At 66.0% G+C, this 20,198-nt stretch carries 25 protein-coding genes; 23 read left to right on the forward strand and 2 right to left on the reverse strand.

What is annotated here, in order from left to right; genetic code table 11:
• Nucleotides 1-3: 3 nt before the first annotated feature.
• Complete coding sequence (gene flgK, locus ACSVIE_RS18090) at nucleotides 4-1,425, reverse strand: flagellar hook-associated protein FlgK (protein ID WP_442424733.1); 1,422 nt, start codon at nucleotides 1,423-1,425, stop codon at nucleotides 4-6.
• A gap of 13 nt (nucleotides 1,426-1,438) precedes the next feature.
• Nucleotides 1,439-1,921 carry a flagellar protein FlgN gene (locus ACSVIE_RS18095; protein ID WP_426006114.1) on the reverse strand — a complete coding sequence of 161 codons (483 nt, stop codon included), beginning with the start codon at nucleotides 1,919-1,921 and terminating at the stop codon, nucleotides 1,439-1,441.
• Between the two features lie 224 nt (nucleotides 1,922-2,145).
• On the opposite strand from ACSVIE_RS18095, the gene ACSVIE_RS18100 reads away from it, so the two are divergent.
• The 23 genes from ACSVIE_RS18100 to fliO all read left to right on the forward strand — a co-directional run bounded on the left by ACSVIE_RS18100 (nucleotide 2,146) and on the right by fliO (nucleotide 20,186).
• Nucleotides 2,146-2,982: a flagellin N-terminal helical domain-containing protein gene (locus ACSVIE_RS18100; protein ID WP_426006115.1), complete on the forward strand. Its 837-nt coding sequence runs from the start codon at nucleotides 2,146-2,148 to the stop codon at nucleotides 2,980-2,982.
• An 86-nt stretch (nucleotides 2,983-3,068) separates the two neighbouring features.
• On the forward strand, nucleotides 3,069-4,451 hold the full coding sequence (fliD, locus tag ACSVIE_RS18105; protein ID WP_442424734.1) for a flagellar filament capping protein FliD: 1,383 nt from the start codon (nucleotides 3,069-3,071) through the stop codon (nucleotides 4,449-4,451).
• Between the two features lie 2 nt (nucleotides 4,452-4,453).
• Nucleotides 4,454-4,879, forward strand: coding sequence for a flagellar export chaperone FliS (fliS, locus tag ACSVIE_RS18110; RefSeq protein WP_442424735.1), 426 nt, complete (start codon nucleotides 4,454-4,456; stop codon nucleotides 4,877-4,879).
• The gene (locus ACSVIE_RS18115) at nucleotides 4,869-5,150 is read left to right on the forward strand and encodes a hypothetical protein (protein ID WP_442424736.1); all 282 of its coding nucleotides are present in this window, start codon (nucleotides 4,869-4,871) and stop codon (nucleotides 5,148-5,150) included. Before fliS ends, ACSVIE_RS18115 begins: the two co-directional genes overlap by 11 nt.
• 127 nt (nucleotides 5,151-5,277) lie before the next feature.
• The gene (locus ACSVIE_RS18120) at nucleotides 5,278-5,919 is read left to right on the forward strand and encodes a cyclodeaminase/cyclohydrolase family protein (protein ID WP_442424737.1); all 642 of its coding nucleotides are present in this window, start codon (nucleotides 5,278-5,280) and stop codon (nucleotides 5,917-5,919) included.
• Nucleotides 5,920-6,057: 138 nt separating this feature from the next.
• The gene (locus ACSVIE_RS18125) at nucleotides 6,058-6,399 is read left to right on the forward strand and encodes a flagellar basal body rod protein FlgB (protein WP_426006121.1); all 342 of its coding nucleotides are present in this window, start codon (nucleotides 6,058-6,060) and stop codon (nucleotides 6,397-6,399) included.
• Nucleotides 6,399-6,791, forward strand: a complete 393-nt coding sequence (locus tag ACSVIE_RS18130) for a flagellar basal body rod protein FlgC (protein WP_426006122.1) — start codon at nucleotides 6,399-6,401, stop codon at nucleotides 6,789-6,791. The genes ACSVIE_RS18125 and ACSVIE_RS18130 overlap by 1 nt, the downstream gene beginning before the upstream one ends.
• Complete coding sequence (gene fliE / locus ACSVIE_RS18135; RefSeq protein WP_426006123.1) at nucleotides 6,791-7,090, forward strand: flagellar hook-basal body complex protein FliE; 300 nt, start codon at nucleotides 6,791-6,793, stop codon at nucleotides 7,088-7,090. The genes ACSVIE_RS18130 and fliE overlap by 1 nt, the downstream gene beginning before the upstream one ends.
• Nucleotides 7,090-8,724: a flagellar basal-body MS-ring/collar protein FliF gene (gene fliF, locus ACSVIE_RS18140; RefSeq protein ID WP_426006124.1), complete on the forward strand. Its 1,635-nt coding sequence runs from the start codon at nucleotides 7,090-7,092 to the stop codon at nucleotides 8,722-8,724. Before fliE ends, fliF begins: the two co-directional genes overlap by 1 nt.
• Nucleotides 8,721-9,743: a flagellar motor switch protein FliG gene (gene fliG / locus ACSVIE_RS18145; protein ID WP_442424738.1), complete on the forward strand. Its 1,023-nt coding sequence runs from the start codon at nucleotides 8,721-8,723 to the stop codon at nucleotides 9,741-9,743. The genes fliF and fliG overlap by 4 nt, the downstream gene beginning before the upstream one ends.
• Nucleotides 9,733-10,332 carry a FliH/SctL family protein gene (locus tag ACSVIE_RS18150; protein ID WP_426006125.1) on the forward strand — a complete coding sequence of 200 codons (600 nt, stop codon included), beginning with the start codon at nucleotides 9,733-9,735 and terminating at the stop codon, nucleotides 10,330-10,332. Before fliG ends, ACSVIE_RS18150 begins: the two co-directional genes overlap by 11 nt.
• A complete protein-coding gene (locus ACSVIE_RS18155; RefSeq protein ID WP_442424739.1) occupies nucleotides 10,329-11,642 on the forward strand; it encodes a FliI/YscN family ATPase in 1,314 nt (437 codons plus the stop codon). The genes ACSVIE_RS18150 and ACSVIE_RS18155 overlap by 4 nt, the downstream gene beginning before the upstream one ends.
• Nucleotides 11,639-12,064 carry a flagellar FliJ family protein gene (locus tag ACSVIE_RS18160; RefSeq protein WP_442424740.1) on the forward strand — a complete coding sequence of 142 codons (426 nt, stop codon included), beginning with the start codon at nucleotides 11,639-11,641 and terminating at the stop codon, nucleotides 12,062-12,064. Before ACSVIE_RS18155 ends, ACSVIE_RS18160 begins: the two co-directional genes overlap by 4 nt.
• On the forward strand, nucleotides 12,061-12,705 hold the full coding sequence (locus ACSVIE_RS18165; RefSeq protein ID WP_442424741.1) for a C40 family peptidase: 645 nt from the start codon (nucleotides 12,061-12,063) through the stop codon (nucleotides 12,703-12,705). The genes ACSVIE_RS18160 and ACSVIE_RS18165 overlap by 4 nt, the downstream gene beginning before the upstream one ends.
• Entirely contained in the window at nucleotides 12,705-14,324 is a 1,620-nt protein-coding gene (locus ACSVIE_RS18170; RefSeq protein ID WP_442424742.1) for a flagellar hook-length control protein FliK, read from the forward strand. Before ACSVIE_RS18165 ends, ACSVIE_RS18170 begins: the two co-directional genes overlap by 1 nt.
• Nucleotides 14,325-14,342: 18 nt before the next feature.
• Entirely contained in the window at nucleotides 14,343-14,753 is a 411-nt protein-coding gene (locus ACSVIE_RS18175; RefSeq protein WP_442424743.1) for a flagellar hook assembly protein FlgD, read from the forward strand.
• A 40-nt stretch (nucleotides 14,754-14,793) separates the two neighbouring features.
• Complete coding sequence (locus ACSVIE_RS18180) at nucleotides 14,794-15,966, forward strand: flagellar hook protein FlgE (RefSeq protein WP_442424744.1); 1,173 nt, start codon at nucleotides 14,794-14,796, stop codon at nucleotides 15,964-15,966.
• 132 nt (nucleotides 15,967-16,098) lie between these two features.
• A complete protein-coding gene (locus tag ACSVIE_RS18185; protein ID WP_442424745.1) occupies nucleotides 16,099-16,380 on the forward strand; it encodes a flagellar FlbD family protein in 282 nt (93 codons plus the stop codon).
• Between the two features lie 49 nt (nucleotides 16,381-16,429).
• A complete protein-coding gene (locus ACSVIE_RS18190; protein WP_442424764.1) occupies nucleotides 16,430-17,203 on the forward strand; it encodes a motility protein A in 774 nt (257 codons plus the stop codon).
• Nucleotides 17,200-18,018: an OmpA/MotB family protein gene (locus ACSVIE_RS18195; RefSeq protein WP_426006133.1), complete on the forward strand. Its 819-nt coding sequence runs from the start codon at nucleotides 17,200-17,202 to the stop codon at nucleotides 18,016-18,018. The genes ACSVIE_RS18190 and ACSVIE_RS18195 overlap by 4 nt, the downstream gene beginning before the upstream one ends.
• A gap of 66 nt (nucleotides 18,019-18,084) precedes the next feature.
• A complete protein-coding gene (locus tag ACSVIE_RS18200) occupies nucleotides 18,085-18,981 on the forward strand; it encodes a flagellar motor switch protein FliM (RefSeq protein WP_442424746.1) in 897 nt (298 codons plus the stop codon).
• Entirely contained in the window at nucleotides 18,978-19,682 is a 705-nt protein-coding gene (fliN, locus tag ACSVIE_RS18205) for a flagellar motor switch protein FliN (RefSeq protein ID WP_442424747.1), read from the forward strand. The genes ACSVIE_RS18200 and fliN overlap by 4 nt, the downstream gene beginning before the upstream one ends.
• Nucleotides 19,683-20,186, forward strand: a complete 504-nt coding sequence (gene fliO, locus ACSVIE_RS18210) for a flagellar biosynthetic protein FliO (RefSeq protein WP_442424748.1) — start codon at nucleotides 19,683-19,685, stop codon at nucleotides 20,184-20,186.
• The last annotated feature ends 12 nt before the right edge of the window (nucleotides 20,187-20,198 follow it).

The raw sequence follows: 20,198 nt of genomic DNA on the forward strand, positions 1-20,198 counted from the left end.
GGCTTACCTTCCTACCAGTCCGGTGCGGTTGATCAGGACATCCAGGGCCTCATCGATGGCCGTCATCACCCTGGCAGCGGCCTGGAATGCGTGCTGGCCGGCGAGGAGGCTGATGTTTTCCTCGTCCAGGCTGACCCCGGCACCGGAGTTGCGCTGCCCGACGGCGGCAACTCCCGCCGCATCCGCAAGGTGCGCATGCTGTTGTGCTGAGCGCGAGGCCATGCCGATTCCGGACACTACTCCGCTCCAGAAAACGTCCGGCGATGCGGCCAAGGAGCCGATTTGGGACAGTCTGTCGGCCAGGCTTCCATCGAGTGCGCCCGCACCTGCCGCGCCCGTGGCAATCCCGGTCGGGCTGCTTGGGACCACCCTGAGTGACAGGGCCACGGGAACGCCGGGCGTGCTGGCGAAGAAGTCGAGGTTGCCCGCGCCGGTACTGGACTGGCCGGTCCTGTGGATGGCATTGACCTCGTTCAGGAGCTGGGTTGCGAAGGCGTTGTACGACGCCGCTGCCTGGGCGATCGCGCCTCCGGTTCCATCGCCTGCGGCCGGTGCCAGCAGCGAGAGAGCTCCGGCGAGCTTGCCGCCGTCGAGGTTTACTGCGGCACCCGGGCGGTCTGCCCACTCCAACTGGACCGGCGTGGTGGCCGCGTCCATGCCCGTGGGACCGGCCAAGCGGAGCTGGCGTACCGAGGTGCCGGACACCAAGGCGTTGCCGCCGATGAAAACGTCCGCGGTGCCGTCGGGGTTCTCGCGGACCGTGCCACCGGCCAAGGAGGCAATGGATTCGGTCAACTGGTTCCGGGCATCGATAAGCTCGTTCGCCGAACCTCCGGCAGCCACGGTCGAGCGGATCTGCGAGTTGAGGCTCGCCACCCGTCCTGCTGCTGCGTTGAGTTCCACCACCGTTGCAGCGGCTTCGCCCCGGATACGGCTCCACTGGGCGTCCAAAGCCTTGTAGCCTGCGGCGACGGTTTCCGTCACGGTAGCGGCGGCTTCAAGCAGGACCGACGCCGGCGCGGACTCGCCCGGGTGGTTCGCTACTCCCTGCCAGGATGCCCAGAAGGTGTGCAACGCCGTCGAGATGCCGTGCGCACCAGGCTCCTGCAGCGAGTCCTCAAGCCGCTGGAGTTCCGTTGACCGCAGGCCGGCGTATCCCGAGGCCGCAGCACTGTTGCGAACGCCGGCGTCGAGGAAGCTGTTGCCCAGGCGCGCGATGCCGTCCACCCGGACGCCCTGGCCCGCCTGGCCCACGCTGGAATGCAGGCCCACGGGCAGCGGAGTTCCGATCGCTGACTGTTCGATCCGCTGGCGGGTGTAGCCGGGGGTGGCGGAATTGGCGATGTTCTGGCCGGCCAGGTTGATGGCCTGTTGGGCCGCGGTGAGGCCCCGGTAGGCAGTGTTGAGTCCGCCGAATGTGCTCACTGTGCGTAGCCTCTCAGAGTTTCCGGTCGACGAGGTGGGCCGATGCGGAATCGCCCGTGCGGCCGTGGGAGTCATAGGTGCCGGCTGCGGGTTTCAGATCGGCGAGCGTTTCCTGGGTGGAACGGACCGCTGCGCGCAGGAACTGCTCGTTGGCGTCCCGGAGCTCCTTGATGGAGGCAGTTTGCTGCCGCATGGCGCCCAGGTGGGACATCAGCACCTCCGCCCAGGCAGGGTCGGGGGCAGCAGCGGCCAGTTCAGCCAATGAGCAGTCCGGGGACAGGCCCCATTGTTCCGCCACGGCTGCAATCTCCACGGCCCGGGCAAGACCGGCCTTTGAAACCCGGTCCAGGACCTGCTCCACTTCCCGGGTGCCATGCGGCAACCAACGGGATTTGCCGGCCGTCAGCAGCAGTTGCTCTTCTTCGAGCTTGAATGTCAGGAGATCCAGGAGCTCACGTTCGCGCCACAGGAGGGCTGACAGTTCATGGATGGCCACTGCGGTCGACTCCAGTTCTGAGTGGGGGACGGTTTGGGGGACGGGGTGCGTCCCCGGTAGCTCCCCCTTAGCTATCGGCCGCGGATGGCCAGGCGTTAGGCGGCCCCGTGGGCCAAAAGCTCTTGCGGATTTTGCTAACGGCGTTCTGCTGCCCGCCGACTGTGGTCTGTGACGGCCCACGGATGGGCCGCCACACAGTAAGTCCAGATCACGGAGGAAAAATCATGGGCATGCAGATCAACAACAACCTGATGGCAAACAATGCTTACCGCAGCTTGAACGCCACGCAGGACACCCTGTCCAAGTCGATGGAGAAGCTCTCCAGCGGCCTGCGCATCAACCGTGCGGCTGACGACGCGGCCGGCCTTGCCATCTCGGAGGGCCTCAAGTCCCAGGTGAGCGGTTCGGCAGTTGCCGCCCGCAACGCCCAGGACGGCATCAGCATCATCCAGACCACGGAAGGTGCCCTCACCGAAGTCCACTCCGTTCTGCAGCGCATGCGCGACCTCGCAGTCCAGGGTGCTTCCGACACGAACAACGCCGACGCACGTGCGGCCATCAAGAAGGAAGCCGACTCCCTCGGCAAGGAACTGAACCGCATCACCGAATCCACCAACTTCAACGGCATCGACCTCCTCAAGGGCGGCGCCAAGAACATCCAGGTGGGTACCGCAGGTTCGGCCAACGACGTCATCTCCGTCAACCTCGGTGATGTCGCCACCGCCGTTGGCGCACTGGCTTCGGCAACCGGCTCAACGGACTTCGTGGTGACGGACAACGCCACCGCCCAGACCACGATCACGGCGATCGACACAGCCATCAAGGCAGTGTCCACCCAACGCTCGGACCTCGGTGCAAGCCAGAACCGCCTGGACCACGCCATCAAGTCGCTGAACGTCGCCGGCGAAAACCTGCAGGCTGCCCAGTCCCGGATCGCCGACACGGACATGGCCGCGGAAATGGTCAAGTACACCAAGGCGAACATCCTGTCCCAGGCAGGTACCGCCATGCTGGCACAGGCCAACCAGTCCGGCCAGGGCGTCCTTTCGCTCCTGCGCTAAGGCTCGTCATGGACAGACGGCCGGCCAGGCCCCATCCTGGCCGGCCGTCGCTGGCAAGGGATTGACCGGACCGGGAAGGAGAACCTGTGACAACCGCTATCGACGGGCTCGCCAGTGGCCTGAACACCACCGCGATCATCAACTCGCTGATGTCGGTCGAGGCACTGCCGCAGACCCAGCTCAAGACCAAGCTGGCCTCCAACCAGACCGTCATTTCCACCCTGCAGTCCCTCAACACCAAGCTCACCGCGCTCAAGGACCTTGCCGTCGCAGGGTCCACCACCGGCGCGCTGAACCTGTTCACTGCCACCAGCAGTCAACCCTCCGTCACGGCAAAAACCACGACGGCGGCCACTGCGGGATCGATCGACCTGACCGTAACGCAGCTGGCCCGGACGCAGGTAAACGTCACTGCGGCCATGGCCTCCTGGCCCACCGATGGCGGCGCCCCGGCACGACTGACGATCGTTGATTCCACGGGCAAGACGACCGAGATAGCTCCCACGGGTACTTCTTTGGATGACGTGGTTTCGGCCATCAACGCGGCGTCCGGTGGCGCCCACGCGGTGAAGGTTCCGGCGGGCAACGGCACATACCGCCTGCAGCTGACGGCTACCACGTCCGGTGCCGCCGGAGCCTTTACCGCCTACCAGGGCACGGCCGCCCAAGTGGCGGGCGGCACTGCGGTGGACCTCATGGCTGACCCGGCTGCCGCCGTCGTGAAGTCCGCGCAGGATGCCAATGCGACGCTGTACGCGGGCACGGCCGCCGAACAGGTGCTGACCTCCGGGACGAACACCTTTGCCGATATCCTGCCCGGTGTTTCCGTGACGGCGTCGGCAGTGAGCACCGGTCCGGTGACCGTGACCGTCTCCAGTGACGTTCCCGGCATCACCAAGAAGGCCGGAGACCTGGTGACCTCCGTCAACGATGTCCTCAGCTTCGTTGCCATGTACAGCGCGGTGTCCAAGACCACCAACTCCAGCGGCGCGACCGTCCCCAAGGCAGGGATCCTGACCGGCAACAGCAGCGTGCGCGCCGTCAACGACCAGGTCCTCGCGGCACTGTCGCGGCCGGTTGACGGGAAGTCACCGGCCGAATACGGCATCAACATCACCAAGGACGGAAACTTCACGTTCGATTCCGCCAAGTTCTCCGCGGCGCTGGCCGCGGACCCGGCCGCCACGCAAGCCGCGGTGCAGGCTTTGGCCGGGCGCGTGGCTGAAGCCGCGACGGCCGCTGCCGACCCCTACAGCGGTTCCATCTCCAGCCTCATCAAAGGCCGGGAATCCGAAGCCCGGGACCTCGGCACCCGGATCGCCGACTGGGACCAGCGCCTGGCAACCCGCCGCGCCACGCTCCAGGCTGTCTATACCAACATGGAGGTCCTGCTCGGCGGCCTCCAGTCGCAGTCCACCTGGTTGTCCGGGCAGATTTCCAGCCTCCCGAAGCAGTCCACAGGAGAATAGCCATGACCTACAGTGCACTCCGAGCGCAGCAGCTCTCGCGCTACAACGACGACGCCGTCCTCTCCGCGCCGCCCGCCCGCCTGCTCACCATGCTCTACGACCGGTTGCTGCTGGACTTGAAGCGTGCCAGGTTGGCGCAGGAAAACACCAACTGGGACGTTGCCCGTGAGAACCTGCTGCACGCCCAGGCGATTGTGGCCGAGCTGCAGTCCAGCCTGCGGGTGGAGCTGTGGGACGGGGCGGCTTCGCTTGCCGGCATCTACGAGTACGCCATGCAGGCCCTCATCGGTGCCAACATCTACCGTGACGTGGAACGGACCAAGGAATGCATCGAGCTCCTGGAGCCGCTGCGGCAGGGCTGGCATGAGGCGTCGGCGCAGCTGACGGCGGGACCGGTTGCTTCCGGATCGGCGCTCGGTGTCGCCTGATTCCTGGCCTGACATCCTGGACAGGCTGGAAGCGGACATCGCCTTGGCAGTTTCCGGCGGTTTCCCTCCTCCATGGGAGCCGCCCGTTGATGCCGGACCGCTGCCTGCCGGGTTGCTGCCGCGCGCCCTGCAGGTCCTGGAGGCGCAGGCCGACGCCCTTGACATGGTGGCGGCGATGAAGCACGACGCCGGGACGCACCTCGCGGCCCTCGCTGCAGTATCGCCCGCCCCGGGTTCCTCCCGGCCGCTGCTGCTCGACGTGCGCGGCTAACCTCCCCCCGCGCCCACCCAACTGGGTCGCATTTGTGCGCGTTTTGAGCGCTCAAAACGCGCACAAAAGCGACCCAGTTGGGTGCTAGGCGGGGGTGGCGAGTAAGCCTGATGGCAGACTGGGTTGCATGGCTGTTTCCGAAGAGATCACCACGCAACGCTCCTCTGTGGAGGCTTGGACCAGGGCCCTGGCAGAGTCCAGCGGCTCACCCGGCGGTGGAGCCGGGACCGGCGTGATGCTCGGCATCGCAGCCTCCTTGACGTCCATGGTTGCGGGGTACTCCGATAATGCCGGGGAAGACCTGCTGGAACGGGCACGCACCTTGCGGGAGACTGCCCTTCGTTTGGCGGACGAGGACGCGGTGGCGTCCAAGGCTTTCGGGGCGGCGTTCCGCCTGGATCCAGGACCGGAGCGTGAGGAGGCCATCCGCCAGGCGTCCGTGGAAGCGGCCAAGGCTTCTGCAGTGCTGGGTGACCACGCCATCGCAGCTATTGGGGACCTGGGCTGGCTGGCAGAGCACGGGAATCCCGCGTTGATCGCCGATGTCGTCGTAGCCTTTGGTGCCCTTAGGGCCGCGATTGCCGGAGCCCGGACCAATGTCAGCTTCGACCTTGCTGCCCTGGCGAAGGGTGGGACCTCGCTGGAGGAAGTACGTGCGGAGCACCCTGGGCTGTGGGAGACGGTGGGCCGGTTGAGTGGGGCGATGGAACAGATCGACGAATTGACCGCCCACGTGGACACCAGAGCAGCCCCGACCGACGCGTTGTGAAGCCTGCGCCGGGTTTACAAAATTTATTGGGGATTCTCCTAACGTCCGATAGTGCGGTGTCGATAACTGTTGCTGAGCAGGGATCGCTCGATGCTTGGCCACGGATTGGCCTTACGAACACCACCAGGTGAGGACTTTGTGCTTGAATCCGTGACTTCCGTCGCCTTGGCCAGCGCCATGGATGCGCTGTCGTTGCGCCAGCGGACCATCGCGAACAACATCGCGAACATCAACACCCCCAATTACACGGCCAAGAGGGTCTCTTTCGAGGACCAGCTCGCGGCCTCCGTGCAGTCCGGGGACGGCAGCGTCAACGCCACGATTTCCCCGTCGGATGAGCCGACCCGCACTGATGGCAACAACGTCAACCTGGACACCGAGACCATGTCCAACATCGATACCGTGCTGCGCTACCAGTTCGCTGCGCGGGCAGTTGCCGGTGAGTTCACGTCCCTTCGCACGGCGTTGAGGACAAACTGATGACTTTTGACGCAATTGGCATTGCGGGCTCGGCGCTGACTGTCCACCGAAAGTGGCTCGATGCTGTGTCCGACAACCTGGCCAACATGAACAACGCTGCCAGTACGGACGGCGAGGTCTTCCGCGCCCGCTACATCGAGGCCGCCGAGGGCAACGACGGCCAGGGCGTTTATGTGAAGAGCACGCCGCTGGGTGACGCCACGGGAAGGATCGTCTACCAGCCGGACCACCCCCTGGCAGATGCGAACGGGAATGTGAAGTACCCGGAGATCGACCTCTCCGAACAAATGGGAACCCTGATCATCGCCCAGCGCGGCTACCAAGCCAACGCCCAGGTGGTTGATCGCGCCCGCGAAACGTACCTGGCAGCGCTCGAGATCGGAAAATCCTGATGTCCTTAGGGCCCATTGAGAGCGTCCAGGGTGTCAGCGGCACAGGGTACGCCGGGACCGCCAAGCCGACCAGCGCCGGGGGTGACTTCGGCACCGCCCTGACTGGCGCCGTCGACGATTTGCAGTCCCTGCAGTCGGCCTCGAAGGAACTGGCCGTGTCTGCTGTGACAGGCAACCTTGACGATATTCACAAAGCAACCCTCGCTGCCACGCGAGCCCAGGTGACGTTCGAACTGGTGGCGGCCGTACGGAACAAGGGTGTTGACGCATTCAACGAGATCATGAGGATGCAGGCCTGATGCCACCGGCCATTTCCCGGTTTTTCCGTAAACTCGGCAGCGGTGTGCAGGCGTTCAGCCCTGCCCAACGAACGCTGGCCATCCTGGGTGTTGCCGTGCTGGCCCTCGGCGGGGTGGCATTGGCTGCGTGGCTGGGGAAGCCCGCCTATTCTCCGCTGTTCTCCGGTTTGAAGGACACGGACGCCAACAGCATCGTGGAGCAGCTCCGCAAGGACAACGTCCCCTACGAGTTGAGCAACGGCGGTTCCACCATCCTCGTCCCCGAGGACAAGGTGTACGACGAGCGCTTGAAGGCCGCAGCTGCCGGCCTGCCGACCGCCGCGGCCACGGGTTATTCGTTGCTGGACAAACTGGGCGTGACGTCGTCGGAGTTCCAGCAGTCAGTGACGTACAAACGGGCCCTTGAAGGGGAGCTCAGCACCACGATCCAGGCCATGGACGGCGTGAAGTCCGCAGCCGTGCAGCTCGCTGTTCCGGAAAAGTCGGTGTTTGTTTCCACCACTCCGGAGGCCACGGCCTCGGTGTTCGTCGAGACCCAGCCGGGTACCACGCTGTCCTCGGACAAGGTCCAGGCGATTGTGCACCTGACCTCCGCCGCCATTGAAAACCTGAAGCCCACCAATGTGTCGGTGGTGGATTCACAGGGCAATGTCCTCTCCACGGTTGGCGGGGGAGCCACGGGGTCCTCGTCCAAGCAGGCAACGGACTATCAGCAGCGCACGTCGGAGGCGGTCCGCACGGTGCTCGACAGCGTGGTTGGCCCGGGCAACTCGACCGTGGCGGTGGCTGCCGATGTCACCGCCGAGTCGGCCCAGCAGCGCAGTGAAACTTTCACTCCTGCTGCCAATACGCCGGCACTGAGTGAGTCCACCAAGACCGAGAACTACACGGGCACAGGCGGCGGTGCTGCCGGTGTCCTGGGGCCGGACAACATCGCGGTCCCGGGAGGAACGGCTGCCAATGGTTCCTACGAATCCAGCGACACCACCAGGAACAACGCGGTCAACAAGGTCACCGAAGACCGGACCATCCCGCAGGGCGCAGTCAAGCGCCAGACCATTTCCGTGGCCATCAACCAGTCCGCCGCCGGGGGAGTCAACGTAGACTCGGTGCGCGCCCTGGTGACATCGGCCGCCGGAATCGACGCCGCACGCGGGGACGTGGTGACCGTGGAAGTCCTTCCGTTCAGCACCGCGGCGGCTGACAAAGCTGCCGAAGCGCTCGGAGCTGCCCAGGCGGACGCCGAAGCGGCCAAGGACGCAGCGCTCATGAACACGCTCATCACGGCCGGAAGCATCATGCTCGCAGCCATTGCCCTGATCGTGACCGTGTTGATCATGCTCAAGCGCCGCCAACGCCGGGAACCCGTGGACCTTGGTGAACGCCCCGACTTCGACGCCCTGCCCGAGGCCATCCCCGCTCCGGCGATCGCAGGTCCGCCCACGACGGCGATCGAACTCACCTCCATCCAACCCGTGGCTCCACTGGAACCCACCCCGGCCCTCCCGCCCCCGGCGGCCGAGGCCCTGGACGGCGACCTCAAGCGTGCCCAAATCGAGGCCATGGTGGCGGACAACCCGGCCCGGACGGCTGAGTACCTCCGAGGACTTATGGATGAAAGGCAGTCGGTGTGAGCCTCCCGGAAGCCTCAGCACTGAGCGGCGTGCAGAAGGTGGCCGTGGTGTTGATGCAGATGAGTCCGGCCAGTGCCGCTGCGGTCATGGCCCAGTTCTCCGAATCCGAGGCGGAGGACATTGCCGCCGAGATCGTCCGTCTTCGCCGCGTTTCCTCCGTGGTTGCGGACCATGTGATCAACGAGTTCCACGGACTGGCCGTCAGCGGCCGCCGCACGGCCCGCGGTGGCCAGGAATTCGCCGTCGGACTCCTGGAAGCGTCCTTCGGCGCCGACAAAGCCGCAGGTTTCATGGACCGCCTCGCCTCCACCATGGCCGGGAAATCCTTCGAGTTCCTGGAAATGATGGACCCCGGGCAAATCCTGGCCTTGATCGACGGCGAGCTGCCGCAGACCATTGCGCTGATCCTCGCCCACCTGCGTCCGGGCAAGGCCTCCGCGGTCATGTCGGGGCTGGGGGACGCCCAACGCATCGAGGTTGCCCGGAGCATCGCGACCATGGGTTCGGCCTCGCCGGAAGCCGTGGGAATCGTGGCCGAAACACTCAAGCTCCGTGCCGGCGCAGTGATGTCCCAGCGGAAGACCAACGAGGTTGTCGGCGGAATCCAGCCCCTGGTGGACATCATCAACCGCTCCGACGTCAACACCGAGCGGTCCGTGCTCGATGGCCTGGGCACGCTCGATCCGGACCTTGCCAGCGAAGTCCGGGCACGGATGCTCACGTTCGTGGACATCGTGAAACTGGAGCCGCGCGATATCCAGCAGATCCTCCGTGGCGTCAGTGCCAACATTCTTGCCGTCGCCATGAAGGGCGCCCCGCCGGTTGTCCTGGACACGATTCGCGCCAACATGTCCGGCCGGAACCTGGAAATCCTGGAATCGGAGATGAACGCTTCCGGTCCCGTCCGTGCCTCGCAGGTTGAGGAAGCCCGGGCTGACATCGTGCGGTCCATCCGCGAACTCGAGGCCGAGGGCGCAATCGTAGTCCGGCGCGGGGATGAGGACGACTTTGTCTACTGAGCCCTACACACGCGTCACGTTTCCGGTCCTGAGCGCCGGGCAACCCGCCGCGGACCGCGGCTTCACCCAGGGCCACGCGGCCGGATACGCCGCCGGAATGCAGGCCGCCGCGGCAGAACAGCGCCGGATGCGGGAACAGCTGCTGGCTGAGCATCGGGACATGCTCGACGCCGGCCGCTCGGCTGTGGCGCATGCCGTCGCCGTTTTGGGGGCCGCAGCTGAGGCGGCGCAGCGTCGGCAGGAGGTTTCCGTGGCCGCGGCAGAGGACGTGCTGGCCGCCGGTGCGCTGGATCTCGCGGAAGCAATCCTCGGCTACGAGCTTGCCGACGGCCACCGGACAGCCCGCGCCGCACTCAACCGTGCCCTCGGGCAGCCTGACGCAACCGTGACCGTGGTTCGCCTGCACCCGGGCGACGTGGCCGCGTTGGAGGCTGCCGGCGTCGTGCTTCCTCCCGGCGTCGAACTCAAAGCCGACGCCGCGCTGAACCCGGGCGACGCGATCGGCGACTATCAACAGGGGTGGATCGACGCACGGCTCGGCGCGGCGCTGGACCGTGCACGCCAGGCGCTGTTGGGAGACCGGGCATGAGGGGCCTGCCTGCGGCATTGGCTGCTGCCGCGCCGCAGAGGGTTGGCACCGTGACTTCTGTGCTGGGCCTGGGCCTGGAGGTTGCCGGGCTGGACTGCGCCGTGGGCGAGCTGGTCACGGTTGGCTCGGGAGCCGGAACGCTCGACGCCGAGGTGGTCGCCTCCGTGCGCGGGGGAGTGCGGTGCATGCCCCTGGGCCGGCTGAGAGGCGTCGCCGCGGGGGCTCCTGCACGGGCTGCCGGGAGCCCTGTGCTGGTTCCCACCGGCGAAGGGTTGTTGGGGCGGGTCCTTGATGCGCTGGGCCGGCCGATCGACGGGAAAGGGCCGCTGTCCGTTGCCAACCGGGTGCCGTCGGACCAGGAGGCACCCAATGCCATGCTCCGTGCCCGCATCGATACGCCCCTGCAGACCGGGGTCCGTGTGCTGGACACGCTCTGTACCCTGGGGCGCGGGCAGCGCATGGGCCTGTTCGCCGGCTCGGGCGTCGGCAAGTCCTCGTTGCTGTCCATGGTGGCCCGTGGAACCGATGCCCAAGTGTCCGTGATTGCGCTGGTGGGCGAGCGCGGACGCGAAGTGCGCGAGTTCCTGGAAGACGATCTGGGTGCGGAAGGGCTCGCCCGGTCCGTGGTGGTGGTTGCGACCTCCGACGAGCCTGCCCTCATGCGCCTTCGCGCCGCGGTCACCGCAACCCGGATCGCGGAGTCGTTCCGTGAAGCCGGGCAGGACGTGGTGCTCATGATGGATTCCCTGACCCGCGTGGCCATGGCCCAGCGGGAGATCGGACTCTCAGCAGGTGAGCCGCCCGCGACACGCGGCTACCCGCCGTCGACCTTTTCCGTCCTGGCGAGGCTCCTGGAACGGGCCGGAACCGCGGAAACCGGCTCCATCACCGGGATCTACACGGTGCTGGTGGACGGCGACGACCACAACGAGCCCATTGCCGACGCCGCCCGCTCGATCCTGGACGGACATGTGGTCCTGGACCGGAAACTCGCGGTCACAGGGCACTTCCCGTCCATCGACGTCCTGGGATCGGTGTCCCGCGTGGCGTCCAAAGTCAACGATCCCGCGCACACCGCGCTCGCCGTCGCGTTGCGCCGGGTCCTCGCCGCACGGCGTTCCGCCCAGGACCTGATCGACGTCGGAGCGTACCGGCACGGCAGCAACCCGCTGGTGGACGCGGCCCTGGACAACGAGGCTGCCATCAACCAGTTCCTGCGCCAGGGCATGGACACGTCCTCCCTGTTCGGCGAGTCGTGGGCCTGGCTTTCCCGACTCTCCACCCACTTTGCTTTGGAAGGAGCAGCGTGAACCGACAGTTCTCCCTGGCAGGGTTGTTGAGGCTTCGGCAGGCCGAGCAGAAGGCCGCGGAATCAGGGTTGGCTGCGGCGAACTCGCGGTCTTCCTCACTGCGCGAGCGCCGGGCGGAGGCGCGGTCAGCGATTGCAGATTCGGCCGGGACCGTGGTTGATTCCACCTCCCTTATAGGGGTTGCTGCAGCACGTGCCTCCGCGCAGAGCATGCTCGCGGAGCTTGACGCCCTGGCTGCTGCCGCGGAGCTCGAGGCTGCCGCTGCGCAGGCTGACTACACTGAGGCGCGCCGCCGGGCTGTTGGGCTCGAGAAACTGGAAACCCGGCACGACACGGCCCTGGTTGCCTCAGAGCTCCGGGCAGAACAGGGTGCCCTGGACGAGATCGCCTCCACAGCGTGGCACAGGAAGGCCGGCTCATGAGCATGGTTGAAGCACTGGGCCGGATCCAGAGCATCGAGGCCTCGCTGCAGCAGTTGGCGGAGCGGTCTTCGGCTGCTGCCTCATCAGCTGCGGCGGCTTCGGCGTCTTCAGCGTCCTCGTCGTCCCTGGCGGCATCGGCAGGCGCTGCTCCGTTCGCTGCGGCGCTCAGTTCGGCGATGGGGACGTCCGGCGCCGCCTCCGTCCTGTCCGCCGTGGGAAGTACGACGCCGGTTCAGGGCTCCGCTGCCACCGCCACCGGAGGCGGGGGAGCCACGGGCGACGCCGTGGTTGCTGCGGCCAGGAAGTACATCGGGGTGCCCTACGTGTGGGGTGGGACCAACCCGTCCGTGGGCATGGATTGCTCCGGCTTTGTACAGCGCGTGTTCAAGGACCTCGGCGTGGAGCTGCCCCGCGTGGTGAGCGACCAGATGCAGAAAGGCACACCGGTTGCGTCCCTTGCCGAGGCCAAGCCCGGGGATCTCCTGGTCAGCTACGGGGGCGAGCACATCTCCATCTACCTGGGCAACGGCAAGGCCATCGATGCTCCCGTGCCCGGGCAGACCATCCAGATCCGGGATGCCTGGGAGAAGTACTCCAACCTCACGTCCATTCGCAGGATCGTCCCGGCCGGGGGTGCTTGATGCAGGTGGCTTCCTTCTTTGCCGGTGGCGTTCAAGCCGGTTCCGGCGCTCCCGCGGGTCCCGGAGCGGCTGGAGCTTCCGGACCTTTGGATGCTGCGGCGTTCGATGCGATCCTCGGGGCCTTGCTCAGACCGCTACCTTCGGCGGGTGCACTACAGGCCGAGGCTGCACCTGTGTCCGCCGCGGCGACTCCGGCTGCACCCGTGTCCGCCGCCGCGCCTCCGGCTGCACCTGTGTTCGCCGCGGCCCCAGCGGACGCACCGGGCACAGGCTCACCTGCCACTGAAGCATCCGCCAAGGAAAACCCTGCCGCGGCTGGCTCAGCCGAGGCCATGGCCTATCTCGTGGCTTCGCTGCCAGGCATGCCATACGCGCTGCAGGATCTGCAGCGCGGCATTAAACCGGGGCAGGCCCTTGCGGCAGGGGAGGCCTTGGCAGGAGATGCCGGTGCCGGAGTTCTTAGCCGTTCAGATGAGTCCCCGCAGGTTGGACGACTCCTGGCGTCCAGCCCGCAGCAAGGCATCGAACCGGCGGGAGTCTCCGCAGACCTACCCTTGGCTTCAGTCGGGGCAACGCCCGGGGGAACGACCGGCGGAACGCCCGCTCGCACCGGCTCAGCCGAGGCTACGCAGGACCAATTCGTGGGGTCACTGCCGGGTGTGCCGCTCGCGCGGCATGACCTGCAGCCGGGCATCGAGTCGGGCCAGGGTATTGCGGCACGAGATCCCGGCGCCGCAGCAACGCCGGACGTGGACGACTCCCTTCCCGCACGACGTCTCCTGCCCGCCGGTGCGCAAGTGTCCGTCGAAGGGGGCAAGGCCGGTGCCACCGGAATGCCGGGGCCCGGAACAGCCAGTGCCATGCTTGACGGGGCCCAAGGGAGTGCCTTCCCGCAGGAAAGCACGCCTGCCGGCAGGGGAGCCGGATCGCCGCTCTCCGACTACGCACCCGCAGCCACGGACGGAATAGCCGCCGAAGCAACCGAACCGGAAAGCAAAACCCACAACGGGGTCCCGGTGTTCGGCGGGCAGCTCACCCGGAAGCCCGGCATTGAGCCGGCCGATGCTGCTTCAATCCAGCCAGCCCCCGGCGTCCCCCAGCCAGCCACACCGGGAGTCCCGGCACCCACGCAGGCAGCTCCCGCCGTCGTACTTCATGCCCAACCGCACCCAGGCATGCAGCCGCAACCACCGACCCCGCACCAGCCCCTGACCCACCAGCTCGCCCAACCCCTGTTTACGCTGGCATCGGGCAATCCGGGGGAGCACGTCATGACGGTGCAGGTTTCGCCGGAGGACCTGGGTCCGTTGACCGTGCGGGCCCATATTGACGGTGCGGGCGTGCGGATCGAGTTATTCGCTTCGGGGGAGGCCGGGCGGGAAGCCGTTCGCCACGTGCTGCTCGAGCTCAGGCGAGGGCTCGAGGACGCCGGAGCGAGCCTGAGCCTGTCATCGCACAACAATCCGCAGGATACCCCCAAGGACACCGGGGCCGGGAACAGGCACAACGGGCAAACCGGATACCAAAGCCACGTGCGTTCCGGGCCAACAGAGGCGCCGGAAACAGCACCAAGTCCGCAACATGCACAGAGCCCCAACCAACTGGACATCCTCGTCTGAGGTGAAGGAGAGAACAGCGTGACCATCGAAGCCATCCCGAGTGCCGTCCAGGCCAACAGCGGCCAAAGCGTGCGCACGCCCGTCCAGACGATGGACTCCGAGGTCTTCATGAAGCTCCTCGTGACGCAGTTGAGGTACCAGGATCCCAGCGCCCCCATGGACACCAACCAGATGATGAGCCAATCGGTACAGCTGTCCATGATGGAGAAAATGACCGAACTCACCGCAGGCTCGAAGGAGAGCTTCTCGCTGCAGATGCGCACGGCCGCCGCGCAAATTATCGGCACCACCGTGGACTACGCGCTCGCCGACGGAACCAAAGGATCGGGAAAAGCAACCTCCGTGTCCTTCGCCGACGGGGTTCCGTTGGTCAGCGTCGGCGACAAGAAGGTGCCCTTGGACAGCATTACCGGCATCACCGCCGCCTAAGCACAGACAACACCCAGACCCCCCGAAGAAAGGCAACACCATGCTTCGTTCGCTGTACTCCGGAATTTCCGGCCTCCGCGCCCACCAGACCATGCTCGACGTCACCGGCAACAACATTGCCAACGTCAACACCACGGGCTTCAAGTCCTCCTCAGCGCAGTTCCAGGACACCTTGTCCCAGCTGACCCAGGGTGCTGCAGCGCCGCAGCCCGAGGCCGGTGGCTCCAACCCCGCACAGGTGGGCCTGGGAGTCAGGGTGGCCGGTATCAGCACAAATTTTGGCCAGGGCTCATCGCAGAGCACGGGCCGTGGGACCGACCTGATGATTTCCGGTGAGGGCTTCTTCGTCACCGCGAAGGGAACCCAGCAGTTCTACACGCGTGCGGGCAACTTCCAGCTGGATGCCGCGGGCCGTCTGACCGCGCCCGACGGCGGCATCCTCCAGGGCTGGTCCGCCGCCAACGGCGCGTTGAACGTTGGCGGACTCACGGGGCCGATCACGTTGTCCCCGAACACGACGGCTCCGGCGGTGGCAACCACAACGGCAGCCCTGGGCGGGAACCTGCCGTCCGACGCAGCCGTGGGCACGTCGTTGGAGCGGCAGGTCAAGGTATTTGACGGCAACGGTGCAGAACGTGCCCTCACCCTCACCTTCAGCCGCACGAACACCGGATGGAGCGTGGCGGGCGCCGACGCCAACGGTGCGACGGGTTCGGGCAACCTCACTTTCGCCAACGGTGCACTGACCTCCGGTGGATCCTTGACCGTTGGCGGGATCACCGTGGATCTCGGCGCTGTCACCGGCTTCGCGCAGATGAGCACCCTCACGGTCACAGGCCACAACGGGGCGGAGGCCGGCAAACTTGAGTCGTTCACCCTTGCTGCCGACGGATCCTTGGTGGGTGCCTTCAGCAACGGCAGCACGCAGGTCCTGGCCCGCGTTGCCTTGGCCCGCTTCACCAACGCCGAGGGCCTGGAGAAGGCCGGCGGGTCGTCCTACGTTGCCACGGCCAATTCGGGTGCAGCCCAGCTTGGTGTTCCCGGCGACGCAGGCCTGGGTTCCCTCAGTTCGGGTTCCCTGGAGATGTCCAACGTGGACCTGTCCCAGGAGTTCACCAACCTGATCGTGGCCCAGCGTGGCTTCCAGGCCAACGCCCGCATCATCACCACCTCGGATGAAGTTCTCCAGGAACTGAGCAACCTCAAGCGCTAGGTCCTTGGATTCCTGCCCTTGTCCTCTCCGTCAGGGAGGGCAGGGGCAGGTTTCGTTAACAGGCCCTAACGCTGCGCCGCGACCGGCCGATGGTAGGAAGTACAGCCACCCCAAGCCAAAGCAGAACAGCACATGATCGTTGTCACCCGCCTCAACGGCACACGTTTCGCCGTCAATCCGGACATCCTGGAGCGCATCCATGAAAGCCCGGACACCCATTTGGTGACGCTCGACGGCGCCGCTTACGTGGTGCGCGAATCGCTGGTTGAGGTGGTGGAACTGATCGCGCAATACCGTGCGGGTGTGCTGCGGCGGGCGCAGGACCTGCCGCGGACCACCGGCTACCCGCTCAGCCTGGTGCCACCGGCGTCCACGGAACCGGAAAACCCGACCACTCCCCGAAACGGAAGGTAGCCCTGTGACAATCATCGGCCTGCTGCTCGCCTTTGCCTCCGTGGTGGTCATGGTCACCCTGGAACATGCCAACCTGATGTCCCTGCTCCTCCCTGCGCCCATGGTGTTGGTGTTCGGCGCAACCATTGCCGTGGGGCTGGCCGGGAACACCCTCCCCGATGTCATCCAGTCGTTCAAGCAGGTCCCCAAGGTCTTCGTGGGCAAGCCCGCCAAGGCCGGTGCGAGCATCGATGAGCTGGTCCGCCTCGCGGAAAAGGCCCGCAGCGATGGACTCCTGTCCCTGGAGGAGGAAGCCAACAGTGCCAAGGATCCGTTCCTGGCGCGCTCGCTCCAGAACATTGCGGACGGAACCGACGCCGAGGAACTCCGGCTCCTCATGGAGGACGAGATCGACACCCGCATGCGCGCGGACCATGTGGCCTCCAAGTTCTTCGCGGCCTTGGGCGGGTATGCACCAACCATCGGCATTATCGGAACCGTGGTCTCGCTGACGCATGTGCTCGAAAACCTCTCCTCGCCGGACCATCTTGGACCGATGATCGCGGCAGCCTTCGTTGCCACCCTGTGGGGCCTCCTGTCTGCCAACTTCATCTGGCTCCCGATCAGTTCCAAGCTCAAGCGCCTGTCCGAGCTTGAGGTGGAGCGGATGAACCTCCTCGTGGAAGGCCTCCTCGCGGTACAAAACGGCACCCAGCCGCTGCTGCTCGCCGAGCGCCTGCGCGCCATGGTTCCGGCCGACCCCAAGGGCAAGGCCAATGACGCGAACAACAAAACCAACGACAGCGGCAAGACCGGCAAGCTGACAGCGTCCAGGGCCGCATGAGGTCGCGCAGGAAACGTGGGGCGCAACCCGAAGAGCACCACGTCGACGAACGCTGGATGGCCTCCTACATGGACATGGTCACGGTGCTCATGTGCATGTTCATCGTGCTCTTTGCCATGTCGTCGGTGGACCAGATCAAGTTCGAGAAGCTCCGTAATTCCCTGGCCACGGGTTTCGGTACGGAGATCAGCCAGAAAGTGGATACCGCCAGTGGCGTGGTGGTTCCCGGCGAACTGACTACCGCCAACGGAGAGGGTTTCTCGCCGCTGGACCTTGCGACCCAGGAAGTCACCAAGCTCACGGCCCTCCAAGGGACCATGCAGGCCCAGCTTCAGTCGCAGGGGCTGGATAAGAACGTGGAGTTCGTAGTGGGGGAGCGCGGACTCACGGTCAAGCTCGTTGGCTCGCAGACGTTCTTCCAACCGGACATGCCGGACCTGACACCCAAAGCCCTCCAGATCCTGAAGGCCATTGCACCTACCGTGGTGGGTTCCGGCTTGGAAGTGATGATTGAGGGCCACGCAGCCAAGGGCTATACCGCCTATGCCTCCACCTGGGAACTTTCAGCGGCGAGGTCGGTGAATGTTCTGCGATATTTCGTGGACCAGTCCGGCATGCCACCGGGCAGGATAGGGGCGGTGGCTTTCGGTGCAGCCAGGCAGGTCACGGACGACTCCACGGAAGAGCTCATGGAGCTCAATCGTCGCGTTGACATTGTGCTCGTCTCCGACCGTCCGGAGGACATCCGTGCATTGATTCCCAACGCACTGGAAGAACAGACCAAGGATTCAGCCGCGGCGGCAAAGGCCAAGTAGCCGCCCGTCTAAAACCGGCAGAAAAATCGCCTTACGTCCGCAACTTAAGGGCCGATAGTGCCGTCCGTGGGAGAACAGGAAGATCGCGCGGCGGACCGGCAGCGCACTGTGGACGTCTATGACTTCCGCAGGCCCACCACCTTGCCACGCCAGCACAGCCGTGTCCTGGAAGTCGCGTTCGAGACGTTCGCCCGCCAGTGGGGAACCCAGCTCACGGCCAAGGTCCGGCTCAAGTCCACGGCGACCCTGGAACACCTCAGCATGCAGAGCTACGACGAGTACTCTGCTTCGTTGCCCTCGGTCACGTCCATGGTGTTGTGCCGGATCGAGGACACCGATTCCCGGCTCGTCATCCAGTTCCCGGCAACCGCGGCGTTGACCTGGCTCAGCCGGATGCTGGGTGGTTCCACGGACTCGGCCGTCCCGGAACGCAAGTTCACGCAGATCGAGTACGCCCTTCTCAGCCGCATGGTGGAGGAAGTCCTTGAGGACCTGAAGTACTCCCTCGGCAACCTCTTGACGCAGTCCGTGACCATGGATGGCATCCAGTACAACTCCCAGTTCGCCCAGGCTGCCGCGCCGTCCGAGCTGATGATCGTTGCCGGATTCAGCGTGAACGTGGGCGGGACCCAGTGCACGTCCACGCTGGCTGTTCCGGCAGATGTCCTCCTCTCCAGGCTGGGCGATGTCAATCCCACGGTCCACAGCCTCGACAACGAGGCCCTCGTCCGGGCCCAACTCGCCCAGGTGCCGGTGGATGTCGCCATCCAGTTGACCCCAGCGCAGGTGACTCCCGCGCAGATCCTGACCCTCGCCGTCGGCGATGTCCTGCCGCTGCCGCACCTGGAGAACCGGCCGTTCGACGTCGCCATCAACGGCACCCGCCTGGCCACCGCGGCCGCTGCCCGCCACGGGTCGCGGGCCGCCGCTGTCATTGTCACTACCGAGGAGCACCAGCGATGAGCATTACCTTGACCCTGCAGGAAGCGGCAGCGGAACGACTGGCGCAGCACTTGCCGGCTTCCTCGCTGCTGTCCGTGGCGGGCATCGTTCCTGCCGACGTTGCCTCTCCGTATGCGTCACCGGCGGTGATTGCAACATTCGTGGGAGCTTCCACGGCCGATTTTGCGCTCCTGCTCGTGGACAACTCCTTCCTCGCCGCTGCCGGGGGCGCCGTTGCGGGCGCGCAGATTTCTGCCGGCGACGTCCTGCGTCCCGCTCTGGAACAGGCCGCATCAGCGTTCGACGCCGGTGTGCTGGGGGAGTTGCGGGAGGAAGATGCCGCCGGGCTGCTGCAGGACCCGGCCACGGTGGTGTTTGAGCTCAGTGACGGGGGAACGGCATTCGGCTGGTTCGCTGTCCGCGTGCGGGATAACGACGGCGGTTCCTCCCGGGGCGGGCAGGATGACCTGGGTGCCCGCCTGGGCCTCATCAGCAACGTGGAAATGGCGCTGACCGTGGAGATCGGCCGGACCCGGATGTCGGTGCGGGACGCCCTTGCGCTGGAACCGGGCAAGGTGATCGAACTTGACCGATCCGCGGGGGCACCTGCCGATGTCCTGCTCAACGGACGCCTGATTGCCCATGGGGAAGTAGTTGTGGTGGACCAGGACTACGCTGTCCGGATCACCCGCATCCTGGACGGGGCAGAGGGAACGCTGTAGATGGATTCATTCATCCTCGGGCTGCGGGTGGTGGTGGCCCTCGGTGCCGTGCTGGCAGTGATCTGGCTCCTGCAGCGCAGGCTCGGTAAAGGCAAGGGACGGCGTCGTGCCGATTCCACGCTGTTCGTGGTGAGCCGCCAGGCTGTGGGCCAGAAGGCTTCCGTGGTGGTGGTCGATGCCGGGGACAAACGATTCCTGTTGGGCGTGACCGAGCACAATGTCACGGTGCTGCACAGTAGCGATGCTCCGGCAACGCCCGCGGACGACATCGAGCCCGTCCAGCCCAAGGTCATCGGGGAACAAAGCTTCGCCCAGCTCTTCCGGCAGGCGTCCGGGGACCAGGTGCCCCGGACTGAACTGGTGACCGGACAGATTCCCGTGGTCCGCCGGCGGGCCGAACTGCATCGCGGGGCGCCTGCACAGAGCCACCCGCTGCACGGCTCCATCCTTTCCGCCTCCACGTGGCGCCAGGCCTCAGATGCTTTCAGGGGACGCCGCAATTGAGCCTTTCCGCTT

Origin of the sequence: Paenarthrobacter sp. NCHU4564, from assembly GCF_052156435.1 — a bacterium.
GTDB lineage: Bacteria > Actinomycetota > Actinomycetes > Actinomycetales > Micrococcaceae > Arthrobacter.